Origin of the sequence: Collinsella sp. AM36-4AA (assembly GCF_003467795.1) — a bacterium.
GTDB lineage: Bacteria > Actinomycetota > Coriobacteriia > Coriobacteriales > Coriobacteriaceae > Collinsella.
This window is the reverse complement of sequence record NZ_QSHS01000029.1, coordinates 30,552-30,873: the sequence shown is the minus strand read 5'-3', so window position 1 is coordinate 30,873 and position 322 is coordinate 30,552. Positions and strand designations below refer to the sequence as shown.

Genomic DNA, 322 nt, shown 5'->3' with positions numbered 1-322 from the left:
CCAAAACCATCTCGTCAGCCCGGCGACCACCCCTCCCAAAGATTTTCAAAAAAGTTGTTGACGTGCGCGTAACGACTCGTCTAATATATCCCTTGCGCGATGGACCTGTAGCTCAGTTGGTTAGAGCGTCCGGCTGATAACCGGGAGGTCACAAGTTCGAATCTTGTCAGGTCCACCACTTTCTTTCGCAATAAACACCCCAGCGAGAGCCGAGTCGCCGCTGGGGTGTTTATTACTGTCTCCGTGGGGGTTTAGCTCAGCTGGGAGAGCGCGGGCTTTGCAAGCCTGAGGTCAGGGGTTCGATCCCCCTAACCTCCACCAT

2 tRNA genes are annotated in these 322 nt (G+C 55.0%); both read left to right on the top strand.

The features are described from left to right. The first annotated feature begins 101 nt into the window (after positions 1 to 101). Positions 102 to 178, top strand: a tRNA-Ile gene (locus DW850_RS08815). Positions 179 to 245: 67 nt separating this feature from the next. Next, positions 246 to 321: transfer RNA gene (locus tag DW850_RS08810), tRNA-Ala, on the top strand. Position 322: the final 1 nt, after the last annotated feature.